Raw genomic sequence first — 23,081 nt, 5'->3', positions numbered from 1 at the left:
AAAGATCAGCAGTTGCTGGGGCCTCCCAGGTAGAGCGCTCAGCTCGTCCCTCAGTCGAGCTGGGCACTCCTCTACCGCCAGATCTGAAAGAAGAAGCATCCAATGAGTAGTCGATGGACCGCGACCGAAGTACCTGACCAAAGCGGCCGCGTCGCGATCATCACCGGCGGCGGCGGGGGTCTCGGATACCAGACCGCACTCGTACTCGCGGGCAGCGGAGCACACGTGGTCCTCGCCGTGCGCGATACGACCAAGGGCAAGGAAGCCGCCGAACGGATCCTCACATCCCACCCCCACGCGAAAGTCTCTGTCCAGGAACTGGATCTGGCATCACAGCAATCAGTCCGAGACGCCGCGGCCGTGCTCAGATCCATGCACCCCCGCATCGATCTGTTGATCAACAATGCGGGGGTGATGTTCACTCCCAAGACCGTCACCGAAGATGGCTACGAGATGCAATTCGCCACCAACCATCTCGGACATTTCGCGCTGACCGGGCTCCTCCTCGACCACCTGCTACCTGTCGAGGGATCACGGGTCATAACGGTCAGCAGCCTGGGCCATAAGGTCCGGGCCGGCGTCAATTTCGCAGACCTGCACTCCGAACACAGCTACTCCCCGGCAGCAGCCTACGCACAGTCGAAATTGGCCAACCTCTTGTTCACCTACGAACTCGACAACCGACTCGCGGCCGCGGATACCACTACCATCGCCGTCGCGGCCCACCCTGGCGGCGCGAATACCAATTTGACCCGACACACTCCCGCGAAGCTCCGCTGGGCTCAGGACCTGGCCGCGAAGTTCCTTTTCCAGTCCGCAGACATGGGGGCCTTACCGATCCTGCGCGCCTCGACCGACCCTGGCGTGCTGGGGGCCCAGTACTACGGACCCGGTGGCTTCATGGAACAACGCGGCAATCCCGTGCTGGTCACGTCCAGCCCGAAGTCTCATCAAGTGGGCGTCCAGCAGCGGCTATGGTCGGTCTCGGAGGAGTTGACCGGGGTCGCCTTTCCGATCTGAGACACTTCCCCAGCCGAGAACACTGCCGGTCACCGGCCGGGCAACAGGGAACGGACCGCTTCGATGGAATCAGCGTCGGCGGCAGTCTTGTCCGGTCGGTAGCGGAGCACTCTGGCGAATCTGAGCGCCACCCCACCCGGATAGCGCGAACTGACCTGCACACCATCGAGCTCGATCTCGACAACCAGCGTCGGTGTCAGAAAAACCGTGTGGTCGTCCCGGTCGCGTTCGTGTTTCGGGAATTCCTCTGTCTGCCAACGCAACAACTCGTCCGTCAAACCCTTGAACGTCTTACCGACCATGATCGGGTCACCACCGTCGGGATCCCTCGCACCCAGATGCAGGTTGGACAGAAAGCCCGTCCGGCGGCCGTATCCCCATTCGGCACCGATCACCACCAGGTCCAACGTGTGCTCAGGCTTGACCTTCTGCCAGGTCTTGCCGCGTCGCCCTGCCGCGTACACCGAGTCGAGGGCCTTGATCATGATGCCCTCGTGGCCGGCCGCGAGCGCGGCGTCGAGGTGCATCTCGGTCGCGGCGAGATCCGGGGCGACCAGTGATGGGATGCGATGCTCGGACGCAACGCGGTCCAGTGCATCCAGACGACGGGACAGGGGTTCATCGAGCAGGTCGACGCCGTCGAGATGGAGACAGTCGAAGAAGTAGGGGTGCAGTAGGAGTTCACGTTTGGACGTGGCACCGAACCGGCTCATCGTCTCCTGAAATGGGCGTGGGCGGCCGGAGTCGTTCAACGCCAGCGTTTCACCGTCGAGAACCACGGATTCGCACGGCAATTCGCGAATCAGGTCGACCAGCTCAGGCACTCGATCGGTGATGTCGTTGAGTGTGCGGGTATAGATGGCGACCTCATCGCCCTTGCGATGCACCTGAATACGGGCACCGTCGAGCTTGTATTCGACACTCACCGCACCACCGAGCGCAGTGTGGGCATCGGCAAGTGAGGTGGCCGGGGACGCCAGCATGGGTCGCACCGGACGACCCACGCTCAAGGCGAACTCCCCCAGCGCTTGCGCCCCACCGCTGATCGCGGCGACAGCTGTCACCGCCAGATCACCGGACAGCATGAATGCACGCCGGACCACGTCGACGGGCAGGTCGGCCGCGACCGCAATCGCATCGGTCATCACCCCTTCGCCCGCGCCCTGCCTCATATCCCCGGTGAGTAGACGGATGAGGAATGTCTGTTCATCGTCCGTGGACGCGGACATCAGCCGCGCGAGCAGTTCTTTGCGCCGGGCCACAGACCCTGCACCGGACGTCTGGGCCAGTTCGGTCAAGAGCTGGTTGACCTCTGCAACGGTCCACGCGAAATCCGCCGCAGGCTCGGTTCGCGCGTCGGCCAGGGTGCGCCATCCGATACCCAGACGTCCCTGCGGCACTTCGCCCGACAACCACGACACCACGGCGGGGACATCGTCGGGCGCACACGCCTTGATCAGCGCCGCAAGTGCGGCCGACTTGGTCTTCCGCGACCGGGTACCGGCCACAGCCGCACTCGTGGACACAACCTCTGCAAGCAACACACAACCACGGTAGCGATCAGCACCGACACCCGATTGCGGGTCGCTCAGCTCGCCGACATGACCTCGGCGGCGGCGGACTGTCGTGGCTGCCATCCCGGCGGACCGAAGACGTACCCGAATTTGTCCCGCCACCGCGCCGCACGCCGGACATCGCCGGCGATCGCGACGTACTCGCGCGTTTCCAGTCGCCAGATGTTGTATGTGTCCACCGGCTTGGTGAGCCCGTAGTGCGGACGATGCAGTTCCCTCTGGAAAGTCCCGAACATGCGATCCCAGATGATCAGGATGCCTCCGTAGTTCTTGTCGAGGTACTCCTGATCGCGGCCGTGGTGGACGCGGTGATGCGACGGGGTGTTGAAGATGAACTCAACCGGACGACCGAGGTGCCCGATGCGTTCGGTGTGAATCCAGAACTGGTACACCAGACTCACCGAGAACGCGAAGAAGACCATCCACGGCGGCACACCCAAGAGCGGCAAAGGCAACCACATGACGATCTCGCCGCTGTTGTTCCACTTCTGCCGCAGGGCCGTCGAAAGGTTGTAGTACTCGCTGGAGTGGTGCGCCTGGTGTGTGGCCCAGATCAGCCGAATCCGATGAGCGCAGCGGTGATAGGCGTAATAGAGCACATCGACGCCGACCAGTGCGATGACCCACGTGTACCACTGGTCGGCGGACAACTGCCAGGGCGCCACGTAGGCGAAAAGTGCGGCGTAGACCAGTAGGGCAAGTGCCTTCCACAGCGCGGTGGTGACGATGGAGACCAGGCCCATCGAAATACTGGCCCGCGCATCGGCCCTCAGATAGGCGCCGGGACCTGGTCGATCAGCAACAGTCACATCCTCGGAGACAGCGGCTTGATGTGCCCCTTCGGGGCCAGCGGCCTCCCGGTGTTCAAGGATGCGGGCTGCTGCGATCTCGAGCAGCAGAAACAAGATGAAGAACGGGATCGCCAGGGCCACCGGATCACGCAACGGCTCAGGTAATGCCGTCAACACCGGCACTGCGGTGTCCATACTGGTCCCCTTCTCAACTGGTCAGACCCAGATTCACCTCTTGACGTTACACTGTGATCCAGGGTGTAACTCTTGATTGGTACGTGAGCGTACAGGACCCCTGAGCTGTGTTGGCATCATGTACGAGTGAGCATTCGCCTGGTGGCAACCGACCTCGATGGAACACTTCTCAACTCCGACCGAGCGGTGAGCGCGAGAACGGCGTCGGCGATGGCCGCGGCAGCCGAGACGGGCATCATCGTGGTGTGGGCGACCGCCCGTGCGCAGCACTCGGTCCACACGTTGGCGGCCTCCTGCGGCTTCCGCGGATTTGCGGTGGCGGCCAACGGCGCGGTCCTCCTCGACCTCGCCGACGGCACCCCGAAAGTTATCGACGTACAACCATTACCGGTACACATCGCGCACGACACGATGTCGCGGGTGCGGGCGCTGGTCCCCGGAACGGTCTTCGCTTCCGTCGGACCCACCAGGTTTGTTGCCGATCCCGATTACGCGGCGTTGTGCGAGTTCACCGATCATCATCGCGACCCGGCGACGATGGAGCTGTCTGATTCGTCCGTGCTCGACACCGAACCGATCGTGAAAATCGTCGCCCGACATCCCGAGGTGACCAGTGAACACTTGTTCCGCACGGTCGCCGCGGCAGGCATGCCGCAGGTGACCCCCACCCATTCCGGCGCCCCGTATCTCGAGATGGCAGCCGACGGCGTCTCGAAGGCCACCGGACTGTCGCGCCTGTGCACCCAGTGGGGTATCGATCCGTCCGAAGTCGCCGCCTGTGGCGACGCGATCAACGATCTGCCCATGCTGCGCTGGGCCGGGGTCGCACTGTGTCCGGCGAACGCGGCCCCGGACACACTCACAGTTGCCGACGCGGTCTTGCCGAGCAACGACGACGACGGTGTCGCGGTCTACCTCGAATCTCTCGTCGCGGGCCGCTGACACAGGTCCCGATCGACCCGACAGATCCGGGCACAGATTGTCGGGCGGCAGGTCTACCTGCGCCGCTAGCGTGAATCCCATGGAACGCTGGAATCGCGCAATGGACGCCATCGAAGACAATCTCGGCGGTGTCATCGACGTGTCCGACCTGGCTCGCCTGGCGCTGACCTCCGAGCATCACTTTCGGCGGGTCTTCTCCGCACTCGCCGGAATGTCGTTGTCCGACTACATCCGCCGTCGTCGGCTCACGGTTGCCACTGCAGCTGTGGTTGGCGGCACAGAGTCCGTCATCGACATCGCCGTGCGGTATGGCTACTCGTCCGCCGATGCGTTCACGCGGGCCTTCAAACGGATGCATGGCGTGGGCCCCGTCGAGGCGAGACAACCCGGCACTCGCCTGCGTTCCCAGCCGCGACTGACCTTTCACCTGACAATCGAAGGACGTACAGACATGCAATACCGCCTTGTTCAGAAGGATGCGTTCCGGATCGTCGGACGCAAACGCCGAATCCCGTTGGTGTACTCCGGAGGCAACCCGGCGATCATCGAATTCGAACGCAGCATCCCCGACTCGCTCGACAAGATCCTCACCGAAATCGGCGATCAGGAACCGAACGGAATCGTCTCCGTTTGCACGGACTTCGACGAGACTCGCGCCGAGGGAACGGAAATCGACTACTACCACGCGATTGCCACGAGTCGGCCCGCCCCAGAAGGCCTCGACACCCTTGATGTCGCGGCCGGCCTGTGGGTTGTTTTCGAATCCTCCGGCCCACTTCCCGAGTCCCTGCAACAACTGTGGCCTGCCGCGTACTCGGAGTGGTTTCCCGCCAACCCGTTCCGGCTCATTGATGGGCCCGAGATGGTCAAGGTCGAACTCTCCGACGACAAGCAGACCGGCACCGGGGAATTGTGGCTGCCCATCGAACCAGCCCAGGACCACAGCCCGGCCGCGCTCAGCTGACGAACACACGGCCACCAAGTGCGACCGCCAGATCCGTCGCGGTCGCCAGGTCGACGTCGACCACGTGATAATCCTTCTCGCCCGAGGCCGTGGTTGCGATGACCGACGCCAAACCGAGCCGTCGTTGAAAGATCGTCTGACACACCGCAACGCCGCTCACGCCACGCAGTTGCACAGCGTCGAACCTCCGAAAGAAGTATCCGCGCCTGCTGAACAGGTAGCCATCCTCGATCCGATGCCCGAGACCGGAAAAGTTTCCGATGGCCGCCGGATAGAGCGCCGCAGCAGCCACCACCGGTATGACGAACAGCGCGGGCGGCCAAGACCACAGGTAGACGGCCACGGCCAGCGCGGCCGCAGCGACAACCACGGGCATGAGGTAGCGGAACATGATGCGCCGCTGCGCTGCCCGCGGATGCCGGTGCAGCCAATGATGTCCGAGTCGCTCGTCACTGAGCACCGGCTGCGACAACAAGGTGTTGGCCAACACGATCGGCACGTCGCGGGTGGTCGTCGGCACCAACACCCCCGATTTGGTGTTCTGCTGATCCGCGCTGACACCCGTGAGAATCGGGACGAGCCGAGCCCCTCCGAGAAGTCTGGTCGTCAGTGCCTCGGACACCGTCACGCCACGCAGTCTGGACTGATCGACGGTGAACGAGCGCGTGGTCAGCAATCCTCGGGTGGCCACAAACCGTCCGTGCTGTTCGTACACGAGCGTGTAGTTCCACCAGGCTTCGACAAACAGCGCCGCCGCCCCGACCACACCGATCAGCACGAAGAGCCCGACGGTCGTGAGAAACCACAGCGCGAACGACACCTGCTCGAGGTACTCCGAAAAGTACCAGCCCACAACGGTGTCGGGCCTGCGACCCAGAACCTGCAGGCCCTGGTATGCAAATCCGAAAACCGCGGCCGGAGCAACCAGCGACCACACGCCGACTATTGCGTAGACCATCCACACCCACCGCAACCGCAAGACCACCGGCACAGAATCAACCGATGCCGTCTCGGCGCCACGTGGTTCAGCGCTGTCTGTACCAGCGTCGTAGGTACCGGCGCGGCGCATCCCGGCTGCCCCCAGCAGTTCCGCGCGGAGCGCGGCCGCAACGGATGTACTCACCGCATCCAGACGCAGTGCGGTGTTCCGCGCCGTGACCTGCTCCCCCGTTCCGATGGTGACGATCGCCAGCGACAGCAGACGCAGAACAGGTTTGGCGATGATGTCCACGGTCCGGATCCGGTGCAGCGGGATCCGCTGTGTACGACGGACGAACAGGCCTGAGGTGATCTGGAGTTCCGTGGCGGTCAGCCGATATCGAAATCGCAGGTACTGCAAGATGTAGAAACTCGGCACCAGCACCGCCATCACGGTCAGAACGACAAGCGTGCCTGCGACCGACGGATCACGTTGTCCCAGAACCACCCACCCGAACGCCACCGGAGCGATGAGGATGACCATCCGGATCAACGCTGCGCCGATCATCCCGCTGTCGAGGCGCTGCCAGTCTTCCTCTGCCGGAAACCGTTGGACTGGGACTTCACTCACGTGGCATCTCCGACGGTTCCCTCGGTGGCCACGGTCAGCTCGGCGACCAGGTTGTCGGCAACGTCCTTGTCGAGTCCCTGAATGATGATGTCGCCGTGGGCGGATGCCGTTGTCACCGAGACCTGCGCCAACCCCAGCAGTTGGTGCAGTGGATTGCGTTTGGCCTCCACCGACTGGATCCGCGACAGCGGTGCGACCTTCCACTCCCGTGAGAGCCATCCCGTCTTTGCGTAGACCGCGGTGTTCGTTGCCTCCCAGCGGTGGACCCGGTACCGCAGGATCGGCATCGTCGCCGACCAGCACAGGAGCACCAACCCGACGACGGCGAAGGCGATCAGGAAGCCGGGACGCACAGAGGTCCAGATGATCGCAGGCAGCAGGAGCGCGATCACACTGACGAGCAACCAGAGACCACACTCGATCAACCAGTACAACCGGGCCCGCGGATCGATGCGATTTCGTGGTGCTCGTGGCGCGCGGTCCATGCCGCACAGCCTATTCGTTCTGGCGCTGAGGCAAATTCAGGAGGCGCGCACGCGATCACGGGGTGACGATCGCAAATCCGGGGTCGGGTTCGTCGGTCAGTCCGACGATCCTGCTGATCACCGTCGCGTCGCCGTCCAGGGTGATGCCGTCGGTACCGGCACCGGCCAGCAAGCCGAGTAGTTGCGGCTTCGTCAGTGTCACCACCAGGTCGGCCGGGTCGGTCCGGCGCGTCGGGTAGTGGATCAGGACGCCGTTGGAGAGTTCCATCCGGTACGTTTCGTCGAGATCGGTGAAGTGCCAGCGTATTCGCGCCGTCACGTCCCAGGCGCGGGGTCCGTTGACGCGGATGGCGATGCTGTCGAAGACCTGCGTGACGGTGAGTGCGGTGGCCATGCCCGCCGCGCTGACTTCGGCGGGATGTGTCGGACCGTCGACCTCGCTCGCACCGACCAGAAAATTGTTCCGCCACGTCGCGCACTCCGAGCCGTAGCCCAGGCGCGTCAGGACGTCGATCAGCACCGCCTTCGCGCCGGCGTGGTCCGGCTCGGCGAACACCGCGTGACTCGCCAGCTCGGCAGCGAAACGCAGATCACCCTCATCGGCAAACCCCTTCGCCTGTGCGATGGTCGCATCGATCCCCCCGATCGCCCGGACGTACCGGGCACCGGCACCCTCCGGTGGGTGCTGCCACAGATGCGCCGGGTTGCCGTCGTACCAACCGAGATAGCGCTGGTAGATCGCTTTGACGTTGTGGCTGACCGAGCCGTAATACCCGTGGGTGTGCCACGCGGCGTCCAGGGCGGGTGGCATCTGGAAGTTCTCGGCGATCTCGGTGCCGACCAATCCCTGGTTCACCTGGCGCAACGTCTGATCGTGTAGGTAGGCGTAGAGATCGCGCTGCTCGGTGAGGTACCGGATCAGCTCATTCGTGCCCCAGGTCGGCCAGTGATGCGAGGCGAAGGCGACATCGGACTCATAGGCGAACATCTCGATCGCCTCGGCGAGATAGCGAGACCAGTTGCGGGCATCGCGCACCTCCGCACCGCGCAGCGTGAGGAGGTTGTGCAGGTTGTGAGTTGCGTTCTCCGCCAGGCACAGTGCGCGATGGTCGGGGAAGTAGAAGTTCATCTCCGACGGGGCTTCGGTGCCTGGCGTGACCTGAAAGATCATCCGCACCCCGTCGAAGGTCTCCTCCTGACCGGTGTGCGTGATGTCCAAGGTGGGTGCAATGAGCCCGACCGTCCCATTCGAAGTGCTCGGTCCGAGTCCCGCACCCAAAGTGCCGGTTGCACCCACGGGGAGCACGATCCCGGTATGGAACATCCCACGTCGCAGCATCGCGCCGCCGGCGTAGACGTTTTCGGAGACCGCGTGCTGCAGGAAATGCTCGGGTGCGACGATCGGGACGGTGGTATCGGCATCGACCACACCGAGCACACCGCCGAAGTGGTCGATGTGCGAATGCGTATAGATGACAGCGCTGACCGGACGGTCGCCGCGGTGCTCCCGGTACAGCGCGAGCCCCGCCGCCGCACATTCGGCAGACACCAGTGGGTCGATCACGACCACCCCGACGTCGCCCTCGACGATCGTCATGTTCGACAGGTCGTAGCCGCGGATCTGGTAGATGCCGCCGGTGACCTCGAACAACCCGTGAATCGCGGTCAGCTGCGCCTGGCGCCACAGACTCGGATTCGCGGTGTCCGGGCAATCCCCACTCGTTGCAGATGCAAAACCGGCCGCGTCGTAAACCACGCGACCATCAGCGGCGTGCACTTGCGCGGGTTCCAACACTGCGACCAGGCCGCGATTGGCGTTGGTGAAGTCAGTGCGATCGGCAAAGTCGGCGGACATCGGCGCTCCTCGAAAAGCTGGTGATCGACCTTTGTGGACCGCCGAAACGGCCGTGTGGCAAAAAATATCACTCACTGCGCAGGCAACATCGCCAAAGCGCTATATCGAGTCGGAAAGTTCATATTGATCCCGCATTCATCTCAGGTATACCGCCCGAATCGGCCCGGCAACCTACCGTACGACCGACCGCAACCTTGACTTCGCCTGCAGACCAGCATGTTTCGAACTTCCGTCCGCCCACCCTCGAGACCGTTCGACGATCGGTGTCGTAGCGATAATAGATAATCAATTGTTGTCGAACGAATATCCGGTTATCGCGACAGATCGGAAAAGGTGAGGCAAACTTTTGAGGACGCCTGCATGCCTATGTCAAACACGGTGTTCTCAACGCCCGGCAACGACCACAGGACAATGCGATTTGACCGTCGCCGGCCCCAAACAAGCACTGACAGCGCTCCCGCTTCGGCCTGATACAGCGCCAGAGATCGCCACAGCGGGGGTCGTCGCATTCGGCGGCGATCAATCAGCATTGTCAACTCTGGCCGGCGTCGTCGATGAGTTCGATCCGGCGTACCCGATCGTGACCCCGTAGCAGCGGTCACAAGAAATTCAAGACGTCGTCGCCCCAGGCTTCGCGCAATTCTTTGTCGAGGTCGTCGACGATCGAATCCGATCGATCGATCACCAGCGTCGCGCGCCGTCCGGGTTCGTAGGGTGGCCATTCCGGATCACCGGGCAGCCCGTTCGGAATGGCCTCGATGGCGAACGACACCCATCGCTTCAGCATGCGGGCAGACAACGCCTTACCCACCTTCATCCCACCGAGTTTGAAGGTGATGTCTTTGCTGCCGATCACCAGATTTCCCCACGTGTACGGCAACTCGGTGGCGTGTGTGGCTCCGACTCGGAGCGCCCGCAACATCGGTGTGGCCCAGTCGAACCGGTACAGGTACACCGGAGCCACCGCACTGTGTCCGTCGGCCAGCCACAGCGTCGGCATCCGAAACCCGATGTCCCGCGCCACCGCGAGGCCTGCGGCCTTGAGTTTCATCCCCGTGTAGGCCGACCCGATCTCGGCTTCAGTCGGCAGGGTCAATCCTGGCTGTTCAGTGGCGATCTCGGCGAACATCGACCGGATCGCGTCCGGCGTGATCGGCATCAGCGGCGATTTCATCCACCTGAACAGGGATGCTTCATCTTTGTTGGTTCCGATGATCAGAGGAACCGGATGGGACTTCCCCCCGCGATAGGTGGCCAACGGGTAGTCCGGCAAGAGGTCACGATCGACCGTCGGCGCAAACGCCAGCGTGCCCGGCGAGCTGGCCGGTACATCGTTGAACAACGCCTGACCCGCCGCGACGATTCGGTCCACATCGAGGTCGGCCAACGCCGCGACGTCGTCCGCCTCGACCCCCACCTTCTCCAAGAACATCCCGGCCACCCGTGCCGCGCGAGCGCTGTCGTACACCGATGTCGCCGGGGCGCTCTGAGCGATCGCCCTGGCGAAAAGCCCACGCGACGACGGAATGGTCAACAAGGTGGTGACCAGCGAACCGCCTGCCGATTCACCGAACAGCGTCACCCGATCGGGATCCCCGCCGAACGCTTCGATGTTGTCGCGGACCCACTCCAGCGCCAAGATGATGTCGCGCAGAGCCAGATTCGAGTCGAAAGTCCGCTGGTCGGTACTCAACGACGAGAGGTCCAGGAATCCCAGGGCGCCGAGACGGTAGTTGACCGTCACCAACATCACGTCACCGCCGGACACCAGGGCACGACCGTCGTAGAGCGGTTGGCTGGACGATCCGAAGACATACGCGCCGCCGTGGAGCCAGACCATCACCGGCCGACGATCGGCAGGGCCAACGGTCGACGCCGACCAGACGTTGAGACTCAGACAGTCCTCGTCCTGGATGACGTCCTGCCCGAGTCTGATCACGGGGTTGCTCGGTTGCGGTGCCACCGCACCGAACACCGTCGCGTCGGCAACATCGGTCCACGGCTGTGGCGGTACGGGCGCACGCCACCGTAGTTCACCCACCGGCGGTGCGGCGTAACGGATTCCACGCCACGACCTGGTGGTTCCGTCATCGAGTCCACGAACCGGGCCATTCGTGGTCTTCACCACGGTGCGATCATCAGTCATCTCAGGAGTCTCCGCTCGGCGCCACAGTGCCCGCTCTGGTCACAGTAGGTGATCCACAGTATGTGTTTCGAGGGGTGCTGGCCGGTACAAGCCGACGCACTGGCGCACAATATCCACCATGCCCAGCGACAACCCCCAGGCAACGGCACTGCCGATCGGTCCAGGTCCGACCACGCGGCTCAGGTCGACGAGACGTCCGATCTCCCCACGCACCCTGCAGTTCCTCTCCAAGGAGTCGGGTAGTGCGGGTCTTCTGCTCGCCGCCACCGTCCTCGCACTGGTCTGGGCCAACATCCCCGGCGAGAGCTACTTCTCGTTCTGGCACACCGAAGTGGTGCTGCAAGTGGGCAACTGGTCCACAGAGCTGGATCTGCAGCACATCATCAACGACGCGGCGATGGCGATCTTCTTCCTGGTTGTCGGACTGGAGATCAGCCGGGAGGTGACCGTCGGCGATCTCCGTGATCGCAGCACCGTCATCGTCCCGGTGCTCGGCGCGCTCGGCGGGCTGATACTCCCCGCGCTGATCTATCTGGCCTTCCAGCCGACCGGCCCGGCGGCCGCCGGCTGGGGCATCCCGATCTCCACGGATACCGCGTTCCTACTCGGAATCCTCGCCTTGTTCGGTCCGCGCTGTCCCGACCAGATCCGGCTCTTCCTGCTCACACTGGCCATCGTCGACGACATCGGCGCCATCACCGTGTTGGCGGTGTTCTACACCGATGACGTCTCGTTCGTCGCACTGGCCGTTGTCCTCGTGGCGGTCGCCGCGCTGGCCGTGATGCGGTGGGCCGGGGTCTGGATGCTGCGCCCGTACATCCTGGTGGGACTCGTGCTGTGGGCGGCGGTCTACGAGTCTGGGCTTCACCCCACGCTGGCCGGAGTCATCCTGGGTGTCCTGATCCCGACGGCCGCGGTCGAACCCGAACAGCAGGTCCGCGTCCGGGTCTATGGACGGCTGGCCTTGCAGCGGGTCGACGCGCGGCGGGCCAGACTGGCCGCGACAGCGCTGCGCGCGACCGTGCCCGCCAACGAACGGCTGCAAGACGCCCTGCACCCGGTGAGCGCGCTGGTTGTGGTGCCGCTGTTCGGTCTGGCGAACGCTGGAGTGTTGCTCAACGCAGATGCAATCTCCGCAGCTGCCTCGTCGTCGGTGACCATCGGCATCATCGTGGCCCTGGTGGTGGGCAACGGCGTGGGCATCTCGGTTGCCACCGGGATCGCACTCAAACTGGGCTGGGGGCGCCTGCCCGGGCAGGTGCGGTACGGCCATCTGATCGGTGGAGCCGTGCTCGCGGGAATCGGATTCACGATCTCGCTGTTCATCACTGATCTCGCGTTCACCGATCCAGTGCTCCGGCAGGACGCCAAGATCGGAGTCCTCGCCGGCTCCGCCATCGCCGCAATCATCGGGTCGCTGCTGCTCCGCTATCTCGGTGAGCGACTTCCGCTGTGCAGCGTGGACGATGTCGACAATCCGCCGAGTCTTCCCGACGGCCCGTGGCTCGATCCCACGGTCCGCTGACCCTGACCCTGACCCAGACCCAGACCCTGACGCGATCAGCGGTCGGTTGTTGCCGCACGCAGGGTCTCGAGATCGAAGTCTCCCTCGTACCGGGCACCGTTGATGAACAGCGCCGGTGTCGCGCGGACGCCCTCGTCGATGCCGCGCGTGTAGTCGGCCGAGACGCCCGCCTTGTACTGCTGCGCCTGCAGACCGGTCACCGCTCCGGCAACACCCGCGCGCGCGGCGTACTCGGCCAGACTGTCGTCGTCGAGATGGTCCTGGTGTGCGTAGAGCTGTTCGTGCATCTCCCAGAAGCGGCTGCCCGAGGCTTCCGCTGCAAGAGCCGCTGTCAGCGCGAAGGGGTGCACCTCGAACACCGGAAAATGCCGGAACACCAAGCAGATCCGGCCGTCGGACTCATCGACCAACTGTTTGAGAATGGGCGCGAGCATCTTGCAACCCGGGCATTGGAAGTCGCCGTATTCGACGATGCGAACCGGAGCGTCGGCGTCTCCATAGCGGTGCCGGTCTGGATTGAAATCGATCACCGGAACATTCTCACAGAGAACCTTCGTGCTCGACCACCTTTGTGGCCGCCTGCGCCCACAACGGAGAATGGACACAATCGCACCAACACCGAGGGAGCAGACAATGACGGACCCGGATCTCGCCACCACCGCGCAGGGACAGATCGACGCCGTGACGCGCACCGTCACCATCACCGACAACGGATCGGCGGTCCGAACGGTCGCGTCACTGCGTCAGGCCTACGCCACCGGGATCGATGACCTGTGGGATGCCTGCACCAACCCCGAGCGTCTGGTGCGGTGGTTTGCACCGGTCAGTGGTGATCTACGTCTGGGTGGCACCTACCAGATCGAAGGAAACGCCGGCGGCACCATCAAGAGCTGCGAGGCACCGCGCGGCTTCACCGTCAGTTGGGAGTTCGGCGGCGAGGTCAGCGAGCTGTCCGTCCGCCTCGAATCATTGACTACAGACAGCTCGCGGCTTGTTCTCGAGCACAGCGCCGACGTCGAACCCCTTCGGTGGCAGGCGTTCGGTCCAGGCGCCGTCGGTATCGGATGGGACCTGGGCCTACTCGGCTTGGCACACCATCTCGCCAACAGCGGCGCTGCACCCGCTCAGGACACCGGCTGGGCGCAGACCGAGCAGGCCCAGGCGTTCCTGTCGGACAGCAGCAGACGTTGGGCCGACGCCTCGATCGCCTCGGGGACGCCGGAGGAGCTTGCTCGCGCCGCCGAGATGCGTACCACCGCTTTCTATCTCGGTACCGGAACCCCTGACGCCTAGCCGCTGTCGGCCGGTGGGACTACCGGAGCGCGGGGATCACTTCCTTTTCGAAGAGTTCGATTCCCGACAGATCGTAGGCGGCTTCCGGGAAGTAGCAGATGCCGTACGCCAAGCCCTGGTCTTTGAGTGCGCCCAGCTTTTCGATGATCTGCTCCGGTGTGCCGACACCCGGCATGTCACGGAACGCACCCAGCGACGCTTCGGCCTTTTCTGGGCCGACGTACGGGGTCAGGCGTTCTACCAAGGTGTCCAGTCGTTGCTGCACCTCGGCCTCGGTGCTACCGATTGCGATGTTGTAGTTGGCCGAACGTACGATCGCGTCGAAGTCGGTTCCGACGTTGTCGCAGTGCGTGCGCAGAATGGCCGATTTGTGCGCAAACCCTTCGGGGGTGCCGTCGAAGTTGGTGTACTGCGCGTACTTGGCGGCGATCTTCAACGTCACTTTCTCGCCACCACCGGCGATCCACAGCGGAATACCGCCGTCCTGCAACGGAAGTGGACGGCAGATGGCGCCATCAACCTGGTAGTGCTTGCCGTCGAGTGTGGCCGACCCCGTGGTCCAGGCCTGCTTCATGATCTGCACGCCCTCGTCGAGGCGCCCCAAACGTTCTCCGGCAGAGGGGAATCCGTAGCCGTACGCGCGCCATTCGTGTTCGTACCAACCGCCGCCGATCCCCATTTCCACGCGGCCACCCGAGATGAGATCGGTGGTGGCCGCCACCTTGGCCAGGTATGCCGGGTTGCGGTAGCTCATCGCCGTGCACATCTGACCGAGCCGGATCCGAGAGGTCGATGCGGCAAAAGCAGCCATCAGCGTCCACGCCTCGTGCGTCGCCTCCTCGGTGGGAGCCGGAACGGTATGGAAGTGGTCATAGACCCATAGCGAATCCCAATCGCCCTGGTCGGCGCGTACCGCGAGGTCGCGCATCACCGCCCACTGCTCTGCGGGGTCGATACCGACCAGATCCAAACGCCAACCCTGGGGAACAAACATTCCGAATCGCATCCCCTGATCCTAGCCAGCGAAGACGACGGCCGCGCCGCACAGACTGGCCCGGATGACGGACGTGCGCCCACAATGGACCGATGCCGGAGAACAACAACGCGGACCAGCGACCGATCATCGTGATCGACGCCGCCAACGTGGTGGGATCCAAACCTGATGGGTGGTGGCGGGATCGAAAAGCCGCGACGGAACGACTTCGCGACGGCCTGGCAGATCTTGCCGAGCGTGGACTCGGCGAGCGTGGATTCACCGGAGCCGATCGCCCACACGTCGTCCTCGTGGTCGAAGGAAAGGCCCGCGGCATCGATTCGTCACCAACCGTGGAGGTGGTCAACGCACCCGGATCGGGCGACGATCAGATCGTCGAACTCGTTGCTGCCCAATCAGACCGGCCCTGCGCCGTGGTCACCGCCGATCGAGAACTCCGAGATCGTGTGACAACATTTGGTGCGCAGATCTTCGGCCCGCGCAGCGTCCGAGATTGAGTGGCCGCGCGATCGGATGCCCTTTGGCGCCACAATCTGTGCCCTGACGGCTGACTGGGAACGATTCGCGAAAGCGAGATTCACGGGTTCACTTGGGATATGGGATCGCACGGAGCGGCGACCGAGAAGGTGGCCAGTACCTCAGCCGGACATCCGGCGCCACCACAGCGGGCATCACCGCCCACGGGCCGAAATCTCGCACACCTGCAACACCACGCAGGCAACCGTGCCGTCCAAGCTTTCCTGCAGCGCGACGACCAGAGTTCGGGTTTGCAGTCAAAGGCTCCGCTGGGACACGTCCCGTGGACCGGTGATCCGGTCAGCATGTCTGCCGCCATGCGCGATCTGCTACTTCGCGGTGACACGGACAGGCTCGCCATCTCGCTCGGAATGCTGTGGGTCAGAGGCATGGTCGACACCATGCGGGTACTCAAACTCGATCCCGCCGCCTGGTCTGCCGTCCTCGCCATCCCACGGATCAAGCAGGACGCGCGGTTGGCGGCGGCCGTCGATGTGGTGGAAGGTCGAGCGCCCGGAACCGGCGGCGTTCCGGTGGATCAGGCACTCGAGTTCCGGGCCATGCACGACGCCGCGAACTGGCCGACCATCATCGGTCCCAGAGCCTCGACGGGATCGGGCGGTGTACCGAACTCCGACTCAGCGCGCTCCGATCCACGCGACGATCCGCGATACATCGACGCCTTGTACGACGCGATCCGACGAAATCGATTGCTGACCGGGAACTACCTGCTTCGCACGGTGAAACCCCGCCCGGCCGACAGAGTTCCCGGCGGTTACATCTACGTCGGCCCCAGCCATGCCGGCGACAAACCCTCCGGACTGGCATCCGACTCGGCAAAACGCCAGGCGGTGAACCAGGCGATCTGGCACGAACTCGGGGTCGGCGAGGGTTCGCAGGCCTCGATCAACACCTGGGACTCGGCGAAGTTCAGCTTCGGTCCAGGATTTGCCGCGCCGGGCCTTCTGCGCAAGGTCATGGACAACCTCGCCAAAGAGGGTCCCGAAGTCACCGACGCCCTCCGCAGAGCGGGTGTGAGTTTCGAGTCGAATACCTGGTACGTCGTCGATCCGACGAGTAAAACGGTGAAGTCCGGCGACGCTGCCCTCACCCTGCTGTCGCAGGACACCGGACTGATCAAGGCATTCCTCGACACCGCGAATGACACCGAAATGCGTCGCCAGTGGATGGAAGCCGAATGGAAAGCCATGAAAGGTGCCGGCGGTGCGGCTGCGGTGCCCGAGCAGGTCATCGCGAATTGGCCCGGCATACCGGTCATCGTCTTCGTCGCGCACTGCGTGCACTGGGGCGGATTGCGTTGGGATCAATGGAACAGCGCCGCGCAGCCAACGGTGTTCGAGATCGTCCGACGGCAGTCAAAACACGTTCCGCGACGACCGGAGGACTCACGAATCCTGACAAATCTGACTGCCCAGACCTTCTTCGGCTTCAGTGGCGGGCTACTGATGAAGGAGCTGAAATCCCGCGGCCGCCGGCAGGGTATCGAAGCGAATCTGCCGGACGATTGGGCTACGGCGTATTCGAATGCTGTTGCGCTGCCGACCAAAACATCGACTCCGGTCTTTCAGATCATCGAGGGGGACGAGTGAGCGCTACCTTTGAATGGATGTCCGCCAAGGCCCCGCCGATCGAAGAGATCGGGTTGCTGGTCAGCAAGCTGTGTTCTGAGCACCGCTTGTGGGCGACCGATGCCCGCCATCGCGTCCTCTCGCGTGGGGACGAAAACCTGGTGCTCGAGGTTGCCGACGAGTTCATCGTGCGCGTCAACGTGCAATCCCCACCGCAGCGGGCAGTCGCCGTCGCGACCGAGAGCAGACTGCTCAAACATCTGCGACCCGAGCTCGACGTGGCGATCCCCGACTTTCTCGTCACCGATGAAGTCGCAGGAGTGGTCATCTATCGAAAGCTGCCGGGACAGCCATACCTGCATTCGACACCCCATCCGTCGACACGCCACGATCTTCGATCCATGACAAGTCAACTCGGCGCACTGCTGCGCACCCTGCACCGGCTGTCCGATGAGGTCGATCTGCCGCACGACGACCATCCCCTCGAGCTGTGGCTTGTCGAGGCGACGTCCGCCGCGGCCCGGATCGACGCCTATCTCCCGGCCGGCCACCGGACCCACCTCTGGCAGTTCCTCGCCACGGCGCCACCTGTCAACCCGACCTATAGCACCTTGTGCCACAACGATTTAGGGGCCGAACACCTGCTCGTCGACCCGCCATCCGGAGCGTTGACCGGAATCATCGACTGGACCGACGCGGCACTCACCGACCCGGCCCGCGATATCGCGTTGATCTACCGGGATCTCGGACCCACCGCGGCAACCGCGGTCGCACGCATCGCCGTGATCGCGGAGCCCAGCCTTCTCGAACGCGCCGCATTTCTGGCGAGATGCAAGTGGATCGAGGACTATGCCTACGCCCTCGACAACAACGCCGTCGACACCAACGAGCCCGACGAGCCGGGACGGGCAGCGTATCTGGACAACGCACACAGCACCTTTCGGCACACGTTTGTCACCGGATGATGGGTCAGGCCCCGCGCTCGACAAGTTCTGCGAGCTGCCGCGTGACGGTCCCCCACCCATCGTGAAAGCCCATCGAGTCGTGCATCTCCCGATCTGCGCCGTCCTTGTGCATCGCGGTGGCCACATACTCTGTGCCCTCTGGATGATCGGCGAACGTGATGACCGCGGTGATGAAGGGTTCACGCGCCGGCCGCCACCCGGCGACCAGTGCGGTGGTGAACACGATGCGTTCGAGGTTGTCGACCGCGAGAAAACAGCCGCTGATATGTGGTGAGAAGTCGGCGCCGTCCTCGCTCATCTCGGTTTCGAACGCGCCGCCCGGATGCAGATCCATCTGCACGACTTTGCAGGTCGCGGGTGCAGGCAGCCACCATTGCGCAAACTTTGCGGGGTCGGTCCATGCCGACCAGACGGCGTCGCGCGGTGCCTTGATGATTCGGGACACGGTGAGGTCGAGGGCAGAATCGGTGATGGTCATGGTGTTGTCTCCTCTTTGTCATCGGAAGTGTCTGTTTGATCGGAGATGCCGCTCTGGTTGGACATGACAAATTGTTCGAGTCTGTCAGTGCGGCCTTCCCAGACCGCGCGTTGCTCAGCCAGCCAGCTTTCGGCGACCGTGAACTGCCTCTGCTCGATCGCGCAGGTTCTCACCCGCCCGGCTTTGTGCGTCCGGATCCAGCCACTGCTTTCGAGCATGCGGATGTGTTTCATGAATGACGGCAGCGCCATGTCGAACGGCTGGGCCAGCTCGGTGATACTGGCAGGCCCCTGACCCAGTCGTCCCAGCACCGCCCGACGGGTCGGGTCGGCGAGGGCTTGAAACACGCCGTTCAATTCCTGCTGATACTGAGCCATAAGGCAAACTATCAAGAACGCAACAGTGAGCGCAAGGGCTAAGTATTGGTTACTGAACCCGATACATCCAGGCCGTCAGCTCAACGACGAGAGGGTTCACCGGTTCCGGTGACCGTGGTCAGGATGAAGACTGCGTCATCGATTGCGGTGACACTGTGCCGGTGATGAGGCAGTCCACGAAGTTTACCCGCCCCGACAACAACGTCGCCCTCACCACTGGAGACCCTGATCGAACCGCGAAGGACCAGCAGGCTGGCCGCAGGTGGTGAATTATGTTCCCGGAGTTCAGACCCGGCGATCATTGCCACCAAGCTCTGCCGCAGCGGTCCGTCGTGCACAAGTATGTCGGCGCTCCGTCCGTGAGCATCGTCGCGGGCCAGATCCAGGCGCTCGGCGGAGAGCACGTCCAGGGTGGAGTCAGTCTCGTCCATACTCGAACCTCTTTCACATCGTGGCGGCGGAGCCTCAAGGGAACACGCTATCGGACCCTGAGCGTTGCACGATCCGATCGACGGGCACAAAACGGTAATCGCCCCGCCGTCTCCCCCTCATACGTGTGAACCATGGGTGATGGTGGGGCGACGAGCGTAGATTTCAGTGCACACCGCCCATCCGCCATCAATGCATTCAGGAGTCGGCCGATGAATCCGACTGTTCGCGTATTCACTGTTCTGACCGCGGCCATCACAGTCATCGGTGCCATCGCGTTCGGTGGCACCCTGTCACCCGACGCCAGGCGATCCGCCGAACCTGTTTCGTTCGCGGTCCAGCCCACCGTGGTGATCACCGGTGAGATACCAGCGACCGTGCTTCGCAATCAGTCACTGTATTGCAGTCTCATCTGCCCGTATCTCATCCAGGGTGTGACCACCGTGCCGATCGCTGCTTTCCAATCGCCCGGTGTCTTCACCGCGGCGTATGCGACCACCGGTTCGGTTCCGAAATCGACTGGCATTGCGGCACATTCGGTGACGGAGCCGGCGCACTCCGCGATGACGGGGATCATCGTGAACGATCTGACCCTGGTACTCCCCCGGGCGCAGAACGCACTCACCGTCGCCGTTGTCGAGTCGATGAAGATCGCCGGCGGACAAGACCTCGACACCGGTCGCACGCGGGTCCTCGATGCCCTCAATCAACCGATCACACCGAACCCGCCGTCAACTGCAATTGTCACCACCGAGCAGCAGGCCGCCGCGGTCGACGGTATCGAAGCAGCATCCGCGGTGCTGTTCCAAGCGCCCGAACTACTACTGCTCGGGGCAACCGAGACCGCGAACACCACGGCGGACGTGTTGGCGACCACCGGGGATGTCAACGCCGCACTGGCCACCGGCCAGGCGCATGCCGCCTACTGGGTCGAGCAGGCCGCATCGATCGTTGAACAAGCCGGCGTTCAGCAAGCGTCCGACTGAGGCGGTCAGGAGATGTTCAGCCATCTCCCGATCGACGGAACGCCATGGGTGTCAACCACATACAACAGGTACCAGCCCGGTGGAACGAGCGACGGATCACTTGGCAACTGCAGCGTCGCGGTCGCCGCTCCGGTGAACGGGATGTCGACGAGGCGTTGTTCGTTGTCTGACGAGTGCGTTGTCGCCCCCGGCCGCATCAGCGAGAATTCCCGCGGTGCCCGCTGCCCCTGCACTGTCACGGTGAGCGTGTCGCCGTAGTCGACATGATCGAGCGCAAGATCGAATGCGGGCCGCTCGGCGTGGAAGAGATACGGCGGCAAGAACATCTCGATACGCGTCTCCACGGTGCGGCGCTGCGGATTCGACCCCGCCGTGATGACTTTCCCGTCTGGGGCAAGCAAGGCCACCGAGTGGTACAGCCGCGGAACCCGCGAGGTGGCCGTGTGCTCCCACGCACCCGCTCCCGACTTCAAGAGTTCGGCAAAAGGCGGCGCGTCGTGTGCCATCTCCTCCATCCCCGAACCGCCCGTCGCGAGTACCGACCGGTCGGGCAACAACACCGCACAGACGTGCATCCGGGCATGCATGAGCGGCGGCCCGGCGATGTACTTCGGCTCCGCCTCCGACAGATCCGCAATGCGTGTATCGGCCAGAGCTGGTGCGGGACTGTGCATATCGAATCCGCCGCCACCGACGATCATCACCTTTTGATCCTGGGCGGGCGGCAGCAGGACGCTGGACGCCTGGTTGCGCAGACCTGGGTCCAGCAAGCCCTGCACCTCTGTGACATGCCCGGTTGCCGGATCCCACACACTCGGCCGCATCCCGTTGTTGCCGCCGTACTGGGCGCCGGTATAGAAGATCTTGCCGCCGATGAGCACCACCAGATTCGCGTACATGGGTATCGGCCCCGGATTCGGCAGCTTCGACCACGTTCCTGTCGCCGGGTCGTAGACCTCGGGAATCACCGACAGGTGGTTGTCGCCAAGCCCCGACACCGAGAGTGCGCGTCCATCCGGCAGGGTCACCAACGCCGGGTACCACCGCCCGAACTCCATATCGGCCGTCCGCACCCACTGCCCGGCCGCCGGATCGAATATCAGCGCGTCGGTCAGTCCGTAGAACGGGTCATAGCGCTCGGTGCCACCCGCAGCGAGGATCCGCCCGTCCGGCAGCGCGCATTGTCCAGCGCAGAACAGGTCGATCGGGGTGCCAGGGGCATCGAGATCAGGGGCCGGGTAGTGCCACAGTCTGGTGCGGAATGCGTGTGCGGCATGGGCGATCTCGTCGTTGCCGGAGCCTGCGAAGAACAGGACGTCTCCGGTATACAGCAATGCCGCGTGTACCGGGTTGATCTCGGTGCCGAAGTCCAGGATCCGCCACGCGCCGTGGTGATGGCCCTCGTCGATGTCCAAGACCAGCGGGGCGATGCGCAGCGACCCGGTACCCGTAGGTCCGGCGACGGTGAGCACCGCCAGCTCCGGCCGCGCTCCGGGATGTGGCAACAACGCCAGGGAGGCACCCTGATTGTCGTCGAAACCCCAGTCGGGCAGCTCATCCCACACACTCCATCCGTCGACGCAGTGCCCGGAGACGGTCAAACCCCACCCGACGGTGACCTGCCCGGTATTGGGCCCGTTCGGGTTGTCGACGGCCAGCACGATCAACTCCGGACGACCGTCGCCGTCGAGATCGGCCACCGCGAGACCCGCGCCCTGGTTTTCCCAGCCGTACCAATCAGGCACCCCGATCCAGTCGCCCCAGCCGCCGGCGAGCGTGCCGTCCGCACGCAGGCCCCGCCCGACGCGGAACTGACCACTGTTCTGGCCGTTCGGATTGTCGACGACGAGCACCACGATTGCGTGCGCCCCGTCCAGCATGGTCAACGCGATGTCCGCGCCCTGGTTCTCCCAACCAAACCAATCCGGGATCTGCTGCCATCCCGTCCAGCCGCCGGTGACTGCACCATCGGGCGCGAGGTTCCGACCGATTTTCAGGTAGCCCTGGTTCTGCCCGGCGGGGTTGTCGACGACCAGTACAACCAGATCCAGTTGTCCTGAGCCGTCGAGGTCCGCGAGCGCTATGGACGCGCCCTGATTCTCCCAACCAAACCAGTCCGGGATCGCATGCCAAGGACTCCAGTTGGTCGCGGTGCCATCACCGGCAACGGCATGGCCGACTCGATATGAGGCCCCGTTCTGGCCCGGCGGGTTGTCGACCAACAAGACGACGACGTCGTCTGTGCCGTCGCCGTCGACATCACCGACCGCGACCCCACAGTCCTGATTGATGGGTGAGAACCACCCTGGAACGGGTACTGCAACTCCGGCCATGACGAGCCCCCTCGACAGCGATGCGCGTTCCTCGAAGTTTAGGCGGACTGTGACGCACATCATGTCGTTCAGCTG

At 63.9% G+C, this 23,081-nt stretch carries 22 protein-coding genes; 10 read left to right on the top strand and 12 right to left on the bottom strand.

Features of this window, described 5'->3' with window-relative positions; genetic code table 11:
• The first annotated feature begins 102 nt into the window (after positions 1-102).
• A complete protein-coding gene (locus AC56PL_RS15060; protein WP_497154365.1) occupies positions 103-1,020 on the top strand; it encodes an SDR family NAD(P)-dependent oxidoreductase in 918 nt (305 codons plus the stop codon).
• 29 nt (positions 1,021-1,049) lie between these two features.
• Here the strand turns inward: AC56PL_RS15060 and AC56PL_RS15055 are convergent, their stop codons facing one another.
• Positions 1,050-2,564: an ATP-dependent DNA ligase gene (locus AC56PL_RS15055; RefSeq protein ID WP_497154364.1), complete on the bottom strand. Its 1,515-nt coding sequence runs from the start codon at positions 2,562-2,564 to the stop codon at positions 1,050-1,052.
• 44 nt (positions 2,565-2,608) lie between these two features.
• Positions 2,609-3,580, bottom strand: coding sequence for a sterol desaturase family protein (locus AC56PL_RS15050; protein ID WP_497154363.1), 972 nt, complete (start codon positions 3,578-3,580; stop codon positions 2,609-2,611).
• A 126-nt stretch (positions 3,581-3,706) separates the two neighbouring features.
• Between AC56PL_RS15050 and AC56PL_RS15045 the strand changes: the two genes are divergently transcribed.
• Together AC56PL_RS15045 and AC56PL_RS15040 are read left to right on the top strand one after the other, a co-directional pair.
• On the top strand, positions 3,707-4,522 hold the full coding sequence (locus AC56PL_RS15045; protein ID WP_497154362.1) for an HAD family hydrolase: 816 nt from the start codon (positions 3,707-3,709) through the stop codon (positions 4,520-4,522).
• A 79-nt stretch (positions 4,523-4,601) separates the two neighbouring features.
• The gene (locus AC56PL_RS15040; RefSeq protein WP_495516163.1) at positions 4,602-5,486 is read left to right on the top strand and encodes a helix-turn-helix domain-containing protein; all 885 of its coding nucleotides are present in this window, start codon (positions 4,602-4,604) and stop codon (positions 5,484-5,486) included.
• On the opposite strand, the gene AC56PL_RS15035 is transcribed toward AC56PL_RS15040, so the two are convergent.
• From AC56PL_RS15035 to AC56PL_RS15025, 3 genes are read right to left on the bottom strand one after another with little or no spacing between them, the layout of a single operon-like run.
• Positions 5,479-7,035, bottom strand: a complete 1,557-nt coding sequence (locus AC56PL_RS15035; RefSeq protein ID WP_497154361.1) for a PH domain-containing protein — start codon at positions 7,033-7,035, stop codon at positions 5,479-5,481. The genes AC56PL_RS15040 and AC56PL_RS15035 overlap by 8 nt on opposite strands.
• Positions 7,032-7,520, bottom strand: a complete 489-nt coding sequence (locus tag AC56PL_RS15030) for a PH domain-containing protein (protein WP_495516161.1) — start codon at positions 7,518-7,520, stop codon at positions 7,032-7,034. Before AC56PL_RS15030 ends, AC56PL_RS15035 begins: the two co-directional genes overlap by 4 nt.
• A gap of 55 nt (positions 7,521-7,575) precedes the next feature.
• A complete protein-coding gene (locus AC56PL_RS15025) occupies positions 7,576-9,375 on the bottom strand; it encodes an alkyl/aryl-sulfatase (RefSeq protein WP_497154360.1) in 1,800 nt (599 codons plus the stop codon).
• 346 nt (positions 9,376-9,721) lie between these two features.
• Between AC56PL_RS15025 and AC56PL_RS15020 the strand changes: the two genes are divergently transcribed.
• Positions 9,722-9,967 carry an alkyl sulfatase C-terminal domain-containing protein gene (locus tag AC56PL_RS15020; protein WP_497154359.1) on the top strand — a complete coding sequence of 82 codons (246 nt, stop codon included), beginning with the start codon at positions 9,722-9,724 and terminating at the stop codon, positions 9,965-9,967.
• Positions 9,968-9,973: 6 nt separating this feature from the next.
• Here the strand turns inward: AC56PL_RS15020 and AC56PL_RS15015 are convergent, their stop codons facing one another.
• Positions 9,974-11,521 carry a carboxylesterase/lipase family protein gene (locus AC56PL_RS15015; protein WP_497154358.1) on the bottom strand — a complete coding sequence of 516 codons (1,548 nt, stop codon included), beginning with the start codon at positions 11,519-11,521 and terminating at the stop codon, positions 9,974-9,976.
• A 118-nt stretch (positions 11,522-11,639) separates the two neighbouring features.
• Here AC56PL_RS15015 and nhaA point away from each other — a divergent pair, with 118 nt between their 5' ends.
• Positions 11,640-13,046: a Na+/H+ antiporter NhaA gene (nhaA, locus tag AC56PL_RS15010; RefSeq protein ID WP_497154357.1), complete on the top strand. Its 1,407-nt coding sequence runs from the start codon at positions 11,640-11,642 to the stop codon at positions 13,044-13,046.
• Between the two features lie 35 nt (positions 13,047-13,081).
• On the opposite strand, the gene AC56PL_RS15005 is transcribed toward nhaA, so the two are convergent.
• Positions 13,082-13,576 (bottom strand): DsbA family protein, encoded by a 495-nt coding sequence (locus AC56PL_RS15005; protein WP_497154356.1) that lies wholly within the window; start codon positions 13,574-13,576, stop codon positions 13,082-13,084.
• 103 nt (positions 13,577-13,679) lie between these two features.
• On the opposite strand from AC56PL_RS15005, the gene AC56PL_RS15000 reads away from it, so the two are divergent.
• Positions 13,680-14,339 (top strand): SRPBCC domain-containing protein, encoded by a 660-nt coding sequence (locus AC56PL_RS15000; protein ID WP_495516155.1) that lies wholly within the window; start codon positions 13,680-13,682, stop codon positions 14,337-14,339.
• Positions 14,340-14,358: 19 nt separating this feature from the next.
• On the opposite strand, the gene AC56PL_RS14995 is transcribed toward AC56PL_RS15000, so the two are convergent.
• Positions 14,359-15,345, bottom strand: a complete 987-nt coding sequence (locus AC56PL_RS14995) for a TIGR03560 family F420-dependent LLM class oxidoreductase (protein WP_495516154.1) — start codon at positions 15,343-15,345, stop codon at positions 14,359-14,361.
• A gap of 80 nt (positions 15,346-15,425) precedes the next feature.
• On the opposite strand from AC56PL_RS14995, the gene AC56PL_RS14990 reads away from it, so the two are divergent.
• The 3 genes from AC56PL_RS14990 to AC56PL_RS14980 all read left to right on the top strand — a co-directional run bounded on the left by AC56PL_RS14990 (position 15,426) and on the right by AC56PL_RS14980 (position 18,403).
• Positions 15,426-15,830 carry a PIN domain-containing protein gene (locus AC56PL_RS14990; RefSeq protein WP_497154355.1) on the top strand — a complete coding sequence of 135 codons (405 nt, stop codon included), beginning with the start codon at positions 15,426-15,428 and terminating at the stop codon, positions 15,828-15,830.
• A 99-nt stretch (positions 15,831-15,929) separates the two neighbouring features.
• The gene (locus AC56PL_RS14985) at positions 15,930-17,459 is read left to right on the top strand and encodes a hypothetical protein (protein ID WP_497154354.1); all 1,530 of its coding nucleotides are present in this window, start codon (positions 15,930-15,932) and stop codon (positions 17,457-17,459) included.
• Positions 17,456-18,403 (top strand): phosphotransferase family protein, encoded by a 948-nt coding sequence (locus AC56PL_RS14980; protein WP_497154353.1) that lies wholly within the window; start codon positions 17,456-17,458, stop codon positions 18,401-18,403. The genes AC56PL_RS14985 and AC56PL_RS14980 overlap by 4 nt, the downstream gene beginning before the upstream one ends.
• A 4-nt stretch (positions 18,404-18,407) precedes the next feature.
• Here the strand turns inward: AC56PL_RS14980 and AC56PL_RS14975 are convergent, their stop codons facing one another.
• The 3 genes from AC56PL_RS14975 to AC56PL_RS14965 all read right to left on the bottom strand — a co-directional run bounded on the left by AC56PL_RS14975 (position 18,408) and on the right by AC56PL_RS14965 (position 19,689).
• On the bottom strand, positions 18,408-18,881 hold the full coding sequence (locus AC56PL_RS14975; RefSeq protein WP_497154352.1) for an SRPBCC family protein: 474 nt from the start codon (positions 18,879-18,881) through the stop codon (positions 18,408-18,410).
• Entirely contained in the window at positions 18,878-19,258 is a 381-nt protein-coding gene (locus AC56PL_RS14970) for an ArsR/SmtB family transcription factor (protein WP_497154351.1), read from the bottom strand. The genes AC56PL_RS14975 and AC56PL_RS14970 overlap by 4 nt, the downstream gene beginning before the upstream one ends.
• An 80-nt stretch (positions 19,259-19,338) precedes the next feature.
• The gene (locus tag AC56PL_RS14965) at positions 19,339-19,689 is read right to left on the bottom strand and encodes a cupin domain-containing protein (protein ID WP_497154350.1); all 351 of its coding nucleotides are present in this window, start codon (positions 19,687-19,689) and stop codon (positions 19,339-19,341) included.
• 210 nt (positions 19,690-19,899) lie between these two features.
• Here AC56PL_RS14965 and AC56PL_RS14960 point away from each other — a divergent pair, with 210 nt between their 5' ends.
• Complete coding sequence (locus tag AC56PL_RS14960; protein ID WP_497154349.1) at positions 19,900-20,673, top strand: hypothetical protein; 774 nt, start codon at positions 19,900-19,902, stop codon at positions 20,671-20,673.
• Between the two features lie 5 nt (positions 20,674-20,678).
• On the opposite strand, the gene AC56PL_RS14955 is transcribed toward AC56PL_RS14960, so the two are convergent.
• The gene (locus AC56PL_RS14955; RefSeq protein ID WP_497154348.1) at positions 20,679-23,006 is read right to left on the bottom strand and encodes a galactose oxidase-like domain-containing protein; all 2,328 of its coding nucleotides are present in this window, start codon (positions 23,004-23,006) and stop codon (positions 20,679-20,681) included.
• Positions 23,007-23,081: the final 75 nt, after the last annotated feature.

The sequence above is a fragment of the Williamsia sp. Y721 genome, assembly GCF_059683565.1.
This window is presented reverse-complemented; position numbering and strand designations above follow the sequence as displayed.